The sequence below is a fragment of the Clostridium sp. AM34-11AC genome, assembly GCF_003435375.1.
Taxonomy (GTDB): domain Bacteria; phylum Bacillota; class Clostridia; order Lachnospirales; family Lachnospiraceae; genus Pilosibacter; species Pilosibacter fragilis.
In genome coordinates, this window is sequence record NZ_QWGL01000057.1 from 1 (window position 1) to 7,344 (window position 7,344).

Below are 7,344 nucleotides of genomic sequence, written 5' to 3' on the forward strand. Positions count from 1 at the left end.
AAATAATTTAAAAGATCAATATTATAAAAACATGAGTATAATGCTTCAAATGGAAACATTAACATTTCAGGCCGAAAGCGTCGCCTATACTGTCTGCCAACATTACGGGCTTGACACGTCGGACTACTCTTTCGGCTATGTCGCCGGGTGGAGCAGCGGGCGGGAGCTGTCCGAGCTGAAAAGCTCCCTTGAAACGATACGCAGCGCAGCCGCCGAGATTATCAATTCCATAGACGAGAACTTAGCGGAGCTGCAAAAGGCACAGGACAAGGAGCAGACCGCCGGACAGGAGCAGCCCACCAGAGAGGGACAGGAAGCCGCGCCGGAGAAGCCGGATCCGGAAGCAGCCGCACCGGGAAAATCCGGCGCACAGGAAAAAGCGGGCGCAGCCCCGAAAGAAGCCTTTACCCCGGAAACGATTTACAGAGTGCGCCGGAACCCTTACAGCGACAGCCGGGAAAACAGCTACCTCTTGCAAGCCTATGTGACACAGGAGAACGGGCGGGCGAAAATGGGCGACGTGCTTTATACGGGAACGCCGGAGAAATGCCGCGAGCTTATGGGGCAGCTCAAAAGCGGCGAGCTGACCGAGGGCGACGTGAAGCAGCTTTACGCAAAGGCACTGGAAACGGCGCAGACCGCCGGACAGGACAAAGACACCTTTTCCATTTACCAGATAAAGGGCGGGGACGAAACAAGGGATTTCCGCTTTGAGCCATACGACCGCCTGCAGGCGGCGGGAAATGTGGTTGACAGGGCGAACTATGAGCTTGTCTATTCCGCGCCCCTTGCGCCGGAAACTTCCCTTGAAGATATTTACACCTGTTTCAATATCGACCACCCCAAAGATTTTAAGGGACACAGCCTTTCCGTTTCCGACGTGGTAGTGCTTCATCAGGACGGACAGGACGCGGCGCATTTCGTTGACAGTGTAGGTTTTCGGGAAGTGCCGGAGTTTTTACAGGAGCAAAAGCAGCTTACCCCGGACGACTTGGAAACGGGCGAAACTGTCAAGACACCGAGGGGGACTTTCCATGTGACCGCCATGAGCCGGGAGCAGATAGAAGCCGCCGGATATGGCTTTCACCACCAGTCGGACGACGGAAAGTATCTGATTATGGGGAATGGGACGCGGGCGTTTGCCGTTGCCGCAGAACAGGCGCAGCGGGACAATCCCTTGAAAACCGCCGAGCAGACCACAGAGCAGAACGGGAACATGATTGACGGTATCATCAACAACACCCCCACCGTTGACGAACTGGAAGCAAAGGTAAAGGCGGGCGAGCAGATTTCCCTTGTTGACCTGGCTAACGCTGTCAAAGCCGACAAGGAGCGCGGCAAGGGAGCGAAGCCGGAAAAGAAACCCTCTATCCGGGCGCAGCTTAGAGCCGACAAGGAAAAGGCACAGAAGAAAAACGCAAAGCAGAAGTCACAGGACTTGGAAAGGAGCTGACCCATGCCGGAACAGAGCAAATTTGAAAACATGGATTTGTTTGCTTCCCTTGAAGCGATTATGAAGCAGAACACAGGCTTTTACCAGAGCGACTTAGACATTGACAAAGAGATTATCGCAAAGGCGGCGGCAAGCCCCCACAGGGAGGACAAAACACTTTTGTGGTTCTGCCGCCCGTCCGGGACGCACTGTTTCCGGGAGCGCGACGTTTTCCTCAAAGACACCGCGCCCCACAACACATGGCGTTTCTACATGGAGCAGACAAGCGACCGCGTTCTTGCCTATGCAATCGAGCTGACGGGAAAGGAGCGCGGGAAAATCAAGGGCAATCTGTACGAACTGGACTACTCTAAACATTATGAGCGCGTCAAGGAAAAGGAGCTGCCCGCCGATACGGTGAAGCTGATTTATGAGCATGGGGAAAGGGTACAGGAAGCCGGGAGATATTTTGACGGAACCCCAGACCCGCAGCTTGGGAAATTTGAACGCTTTGAAGCCGTACCCAACGACCCGGACGCGCTGCAATCGCTCTTACAGGAAGAACGGCGCAGCCGGGAGCAGCTTTCGCCGGGGGATTTCAAGGCGCATATTGCCGCTTTGCGGGACGGGCTGATTGAAACGGAAGCGCGGCGCATTGTGCGGGAAATGAAGCGGCATTACGAGCCGAACAGCCCGAACAAGACCCATTTCATGGCAGAGCTTTCCCCGGCGTTCATGCGGCTTGCAGCCACAAAGGACACTGACCGCCTTTTCTCCATGCTGCCCTACAAGACCCTTTCCTTTTCCAAAATCGAGGGCAGACATGGGACGTATGCGCTGATTGACAAGGGGGAGAACCGGGACAGGGAGATAAGGAAGCCCCGCCCCTCTATCCGGGCGCAGCTTAAAGCAGACAAGGCAAAGACCGCCCCGAAAAAGGCGGCGGCAAAAACAAAAAATCACGATATGGAGGTATGAGCATGATTAGACTGACTGTTGAAGAAACAAACCTTTTGAGCATTTACAACGAGGGCGGCAAGCGGGCTTTGATTGAGAATGTCAACGCCGCGCTGCCCTACATGGACGCGGATATGCGGGAGCTTGCAAAGCGCACCCTTTCCAAAGTGGACGCTTTGACCGAAGCGGAATTTGCAGAGCTTCCCATTTACGCCGCTGATGAAGTATGAACGGGGTTAAGCGGCTGACGCCGCCCCAGAGCCGGAAAGTCAACGCCCTTGTGCGCCGGACGTGCTGCAATTATGATAACGGGAACTGTATCTTACTGGACGACGGGGACGAGTGCGTATGTCCGCAGCTCATTTCCTATTCGCTTCTCTGCAAGTGGTTCCGGGTTGCGGTGCTTCCCGCCGACAGGCTGCTTTATGCGGAGCTTTACCAGACAGGGGATAAGAAGAAATGTACCGAGTGCGGCGCGTTCTTTGCGTCAACCTCTAACAGTGTCAAATACTGCCCCGTCTGCCGGAAACGTATCACCCGCAGACAAGCCGCCGAGCGCATGAGGAAAAGACGCGCCCCTGTTACGCAGTAGGCGCGGAAAATCCCTTGATTTACAGGGCTTTCCGGGCGTGAAAATCGGATAGGCGATACTTTATACCTTTACCCCCAAAAATGGCGTTCTACTGCGTAACATTCACGAAAACAGCACCCATAAAAAGACAGGGCGCGGAAGTCATATACTGGCTTCCGCGCCCTGTTCTTTTTTTGCCTATCTGACATTTCCCTTTTCCATTTCTTCAAGCGGGAACTGCGGGAGGGCTTCTATCAGCTTCTTTGTGATGGACTGGCGCATATCTTCGTTGATTTCCTGTTTCGTGCTTCCGTCCGGCTGTCTGACCGCTACCGTCGATAGCCTGTCGATTTCGTCCTTGTAGCACTCCACGACTTTCTCCACCGCCCATTTTTCCCCGGCAACGGCGGCGCGTATGGTTTCATATTCCGGCATTTTCTGGTTTTCCATGCTCAACGCTCCTCTGCTTTTTGATAGCCCTATCATAGCACAGCGGCGGGGATTTTGCTATCCTTATCCGCGCTCTGTCTGCTTTTCCCGTTCCGGCTGTCTGTCTGCCTGTAAAATGCTGTCAATGTTCTGCTTGATAATGTCATATTCCCGGACTTTCTTTTTCAGCTTCCCATAGTCGGCGTAAAGGGCTTCTTTCTGCGCTTGGAGCTTTTCATAATCCGCTTGCAGCGCGGCGAGGTTCGGGAGCTTTGCAATGCCCGCCGCTTTCAGCGACCTTGCAGCAGCTTCATGTAGGATAATCGCCTGTTCCTGTCCGGCGCGGTACTTCTCCCTGTTCCTTGCCTTGCGGTATGCGTCATAGACGGGCTTTGTCTTTTGGTAGGTGGAAACATTCTTGATAAGCACCGCCATATCCGCAAGCCGCTTTTCCGCGTTCTTCAATGCGTCTGCCGCCTGTCCGCTTTCCGCTGCCATTTTCTCAATCCGGCTGACTAAATCCGCGTACTGTTCAATCTTGTTTTCAGTGAGAAAATTCATAGTCTTTGCCGCCTGTTTCAGATTGTGGATTTTCGCCCACTGTTCGTAGCCCTTACTCTGCGCCGCCTTGATACTGTTCTCAATGTCGATAAGCAGCGACACGCCGCGCTGTTCTCTGGGAGCTTTCGCCGCCTTTGTCCGTCTGCCCGCTATCCGTTCCCTTATGGCTTCCTCTGTATAGTCTGCGCCGAGGGTTTTAAGGCGTGTGAAGCGTTCCTGTTCGGGGGCGCGGCATGATACATATTTCCCCGGCTTTATCTCATAGCCCGCCGCCTGTAATCGCTGCAACAATTCCTCAAAACTGGAAACTTGGGGGATAAGTGCGTCAACGGCGGTTTTCAGCTTGCCTTTCCAACTTGTACCCGTCTTTTCTGCCTGGTACTCCGCATAGCTCTTTCCCTTGCTGCCCTTGCCTGGGACGACGACGGACAAGCCATTCTCCCGGCACAGCTTGTCGCTCATGTTCCGTATGCCGTAATAGCTCCTTTTGTTGGAATTGTATTTGTGGTGGTCTACGAAGTTTACGGCGCAGAAAATGATATGATTGTGGATATGCCCCTTGTCAATATGCGTCGTGAGTACATACTCATGCTGCCCCTTTGTTACCGCGTCGGCAAGCTGCTTTCCTATTTCATGGGCTTTCTGATAATCGACTTCCCCCGGCTCAAAGGATTGTATCAGATGAAAGGCTAAATTGTTCCCCTTTTGGAGTGCTTGGGACAAGGTATATTCAAACTCAATATCTGCCGTTTCATAGGAGCAGCCGAAAGAGGACACAAGCATTTTTCCGTCCGTCTTGTCCGGGTTTTCGATATAGTCAAGGGCTTTGCTTAGAGTGCTTTTAATAGGCTTAATCTTTGTAACCGCCATATCTCCGCAAGCACCCCCTTTATTTCCTCTATGTCCTCTTGGTATGCGTTTCCCGTCGCGTTTACGCGGCGTGCTATCTGATTGACGTTGACGCCGATTTTCTGTATCTCTGCGGTCATTGCCTTTATGTCGGCGTGGTCTATCTGAATGATATACCCGTCAATGGCAATCTTCCGCAGATACGCCGCCATGTTCCGGGTGGGTACGAGCTTCATTTTTTCCAGTATTAAATCCCGTTCCGCTTCCGTCACTCTGAATTTGATTTGCACCGTCCTTTTGCGTCCGTCCATGTGTTCGCTCCTTTCCTTTCCGTTCCGAGGGTTTGGGACACTTCCCAACAAGCCATTTTCAACCGACGCGCCGCAGCGCGGGAGGGGGAAAATACGGAAGTGGGTACCCGCTTCCTATGCTTGCTACGAATGTTTTTATCCTTTAGGCTCTTATCCCTTACTACGGAGAAAAAGCGATTTTGCCAAACTTCCGCAAAAGAAAAACGCTGCAATCTCAAAAAAGATTACAACGCTCTCTAAATCCTGTTCAGTTTTAAGCCGGACATTCCTATTCGCCCTCTTTTTCGACTTCGGAAATCTCTTTTGCCGTTGCGGTCACAATCCGTATGCCTGTATCGCTCATACCGTCAAGGAGCGCGTCAAGCTGCCGCCGCTTTGTGTCCTTTGCAGCGGGCGTGTCTAACAGGAATTGGTCTACGGATATATGGTAACGCTGTATCAGCTCAAAGAATATCTGTAAACTTGGGTGCTGCCCCTTGTTCTCAATGTTCGCAAGGTAGCGCGGCGAGATAAACATTTCGTCGCCTACTTTCTTGCGGCTTTCCTTGCGTCCTTCACGCGCTGCCTTTATCGCTGCCCCAAAAGCCTTGAAGTTGTATTTTGGTACTGGTCTTTTTGCTATAGTTATTCACCCTCTTACATTTTACTGTTCCCCTTTCTTCTTGGATATGTCTACATAGTTCTATCAGTTAGCTAAAATAATTCATATATATATGTTGACAACAAGCTGCTTTTGTATATAATATTATATAAAAGGGGGGGAATGTTTATGTTACATAGCATGCGTATTCGATAAGCATTGAAATCAAAAAAGATTTTTCCCATTTTCAATATGGGCTTTTTTGTCATGCTTATTTTGCGTATGCTATACAACAAAACTAACGACGTATAGACATAGTATAAAAACTATGCCTTAATTTTGTTGTAGTGTTATATGTATAAATGCAGGTCAATGCTCATGTTGAGAATTGACCTGCATTTTTTTGCGCAAAAGGAGAAATATTATGCTTGAAAAATATTGGATAAAATGTCCAATTTGTAACGGAAAGACGAGGGTTCAAGTATTTTATAATACGGTATTAAGAAATTTTCCTCTTTTCTGCCCTAAATGTAAATTAACGCATATCGTTGATGTTGAAAAACTAGAAATCATAATCAAAAACTCTGAAAAACAAACTTTTTAATTTTGAAAAGGAAGGATATTTAAATGAAACACTTACCTAAAAGTACACCTACGGAAATATTGAATGACCCATACGGATTTACTTACAAAGAAATGTCGGAAGTAATTGGAGAGGATAAAGCAAGAGCCTTATATACGGAATTGTATAAACAGCCATTTCACAAAGAAAATCTATCAATATCAACAAAAAAAGTCTATAAAAGTAGCGATACTGAAAAGTATGTTTATGAATTGAAAGATAACAGGTATATTGAAACGGTTTTTATTAAACGGCGAGATGGTGGGACTGTTTGCGTAAGTACGCAAGTTGGTTGTTCTGTTGGCTGTATTTTTTGTGAGTCCGGACGCAATGGTTTTGTTCGTAATCTAACACCGTCTGAAATTGTGCAGCAGGTTGTATTGATACGTCAAAAAGTAAATCGTATCGTTTTTATGGGAATGGGAGAACCTTTATTCAATTACGACAACTTGATTGCAGCAATCCATATTCTTCGAGATAGAAATGGACTTAACTTTCCAACCGACGGCATTACCGTATCAACAGTTGGTCCAGTTAATCAATTAAAAAAATTGCGCGAAGAACATCTAAAAATTCAGTTGACAATATCTTTACATGCAGCAACACAGGCTGCGAGAAACTGTATCATTCCTCATATGCACATGTACGCTATTGAAGATGTTGTTAAGCAAGCATTGTCCTATTCTCAAAGGCATAATCGAAAAGTGGTATTTGCGTATTTGCTTTTACCAGGTATAAATGACCGTTCCTCAGATATAAGGCAACTTGCAAAATGGTTTAAGGGCAAAAATGTTATGATTAACGTGCTGCAATACAACCCGACGAGTAATTCAAAAATTAGAGCACCACAAAAACAAGAAATGGTTGCGTTCAAACATCAATTAGAGCAAACAGGACTTGAAGTTACCATGAGAGTTTCTCATGGTAGAGAGATTAAAGCAGCTTGTGGACAGTTAGCTAATACATATAATAAAGCCAAAAAACAACAGAAATAATTTAACCTATTGTGCTATTTCAAATAAAACGTTTAAA

Annotated in this window: 9 protein-coding genes and 1 pseudogene; 6 read left to right on the forward strand and 4 right to left on the reverse strand. The window is 48.4% G+C overall.

The features are described from left to right. Positions 1-67 precede the first annotated feature (67 nt). The 4 genes and pseudogenes from DW826_RS17015 to DW826_RS17030 form a co-directional block, all read left to right on the forward strand. Positions 68-1,453: pseudogene (locus DW826_RS17015) on the forward strand (YodL domain-containing protein); the annotation flags it as partial. 3 nt (positions 1,454-1,456) lie between these two features. Beyond that, positions 1,457-2,410: a hypothetical protein gene (locus DW826_RS17020; RefSeq protein ID WP_002585090.1), complete on the forward strand. Its 954-nt coding sequence runs from the start codon at positions 1,457-1,459 to the stop codon at positions 2,408-2,410. A 2-nt stretch (positions 2,411-2,412) separates the two neighbouring features. Then, positions 2,413-2,619 carry a transposon-transfer assisting family protein gene (locus tag DW826_RS17025; protein WP_002569181.1) on the forward strand — a complete coding sequence of 69 codons (207 nt, stop codon included), beginning with the start codon at positions 2,413-2,415 and terminating at the stop codon, positions 2,617-2,619. Next, on the forward strand, positions 2,616-2,981 hold the full coding sequence (locus DW826_RS17030) for a cysteine-rich VLP domain-containing protein (protein WP_002585089.1): 366 nt from the start codon (positions 2,616-2,618) through the stop codon (positions 2,979-2,981). The genes DW826_RS17025 and DW826_RS17030 overlap by 4 nt, the downstream gene beginning before the upstream one ends. A 177-nt stretch (positions 2,982-3,158) precedes the next feature. Here DW826_RS17030 and DW826_RS17035 read toward each other — a convergent pair whose 3' ends face one another. The 4 genes from DW826_RS17035 to DW826_RS17050 form a co-directional block, all read right to left on the reverse strand. Further along, entirely contained in the window at positions 3,159-3,410 is a 252-nt protein-coding gene (locus tag DW826_RS17035) for a helix-turn-helix domain-containing protein (RefSeq protein ID WP_002585088.1), read from the reverse strand. Between the two features lie 63 nt (positions 3,411-3,473). Beyond that, the gene (locus tag DW826_RS17040) at positions 3,474-4,820 is read right to left on the reverse strand and encodes a relaxase/mobilization nuclease domain-containing protein (RefSeq protein WP_117553295.1); all 1,347 of its coding nucleotides are present in this window, start codon (positions 4,818-4,820) and stop codon (positions 3,474-3,476) included. Beyond that, a complete protein-coding gene (gene mobC / locus DW826_RS17045) occupies positions 4,781-5,110 on the reverse strand; it encodes a plasmid mobilization relaxosome protein MobC (protein ID WP_002569185.1) in 330 nt (109 codons plus the stop codon). Before mobC ends, DW826_RS17040 begins: the two co-directional genes overlap by 40 nt. 268 nt (positions 5,111-5,378) lie before the next feature. After that, positions 5,379-5,732 carry a helix-turn-helix transcriptional regulator gene (locus DW826_RS17050; protein WP_117553296.1) on the reverse strand — a complete coding sequence of 118 codons (354 nt, stop codon included), beginning with the start codon at positions 5,730-5,732 and terminating at the stop codon, positions 5,379-5,381. Between the two features lie 382 nt (positions 5,733-6,114). Here DW826_RS17050 and DW826_RS17055 point away from each other — a divergent pair, with 382 nt between their 5' ends. Further along, positions 6,115-6,294, forward strand: a complete 180-nt coding sequence (locus DW826_RS17055; RefSeq protein WP_002588768.1) for a cysteine-rich KTR domain-containing protein — start codon at positions 6,115-6,117, stop codon at positions 6,292-6,294. Between the two features lie 23 nt (positions 6,295-6,317). Beyond that, the gene (gene rlmN, locus DW826_RS17060; RefSeq protein ID WP_002569187.1) at positions 6,318-7,307 is read left to right on the forward strand and encodes a 23S rRNA (adenine(2503)-C(2))-methyltransferase RlmN; all 990 of its coding nucleotides are present in this window, start codon (positions 6,318-6,320) and stop codon (positions 7,305-7,307) included. Positions 7,308-7,344 lie beyond the last annotated feature (37 nt).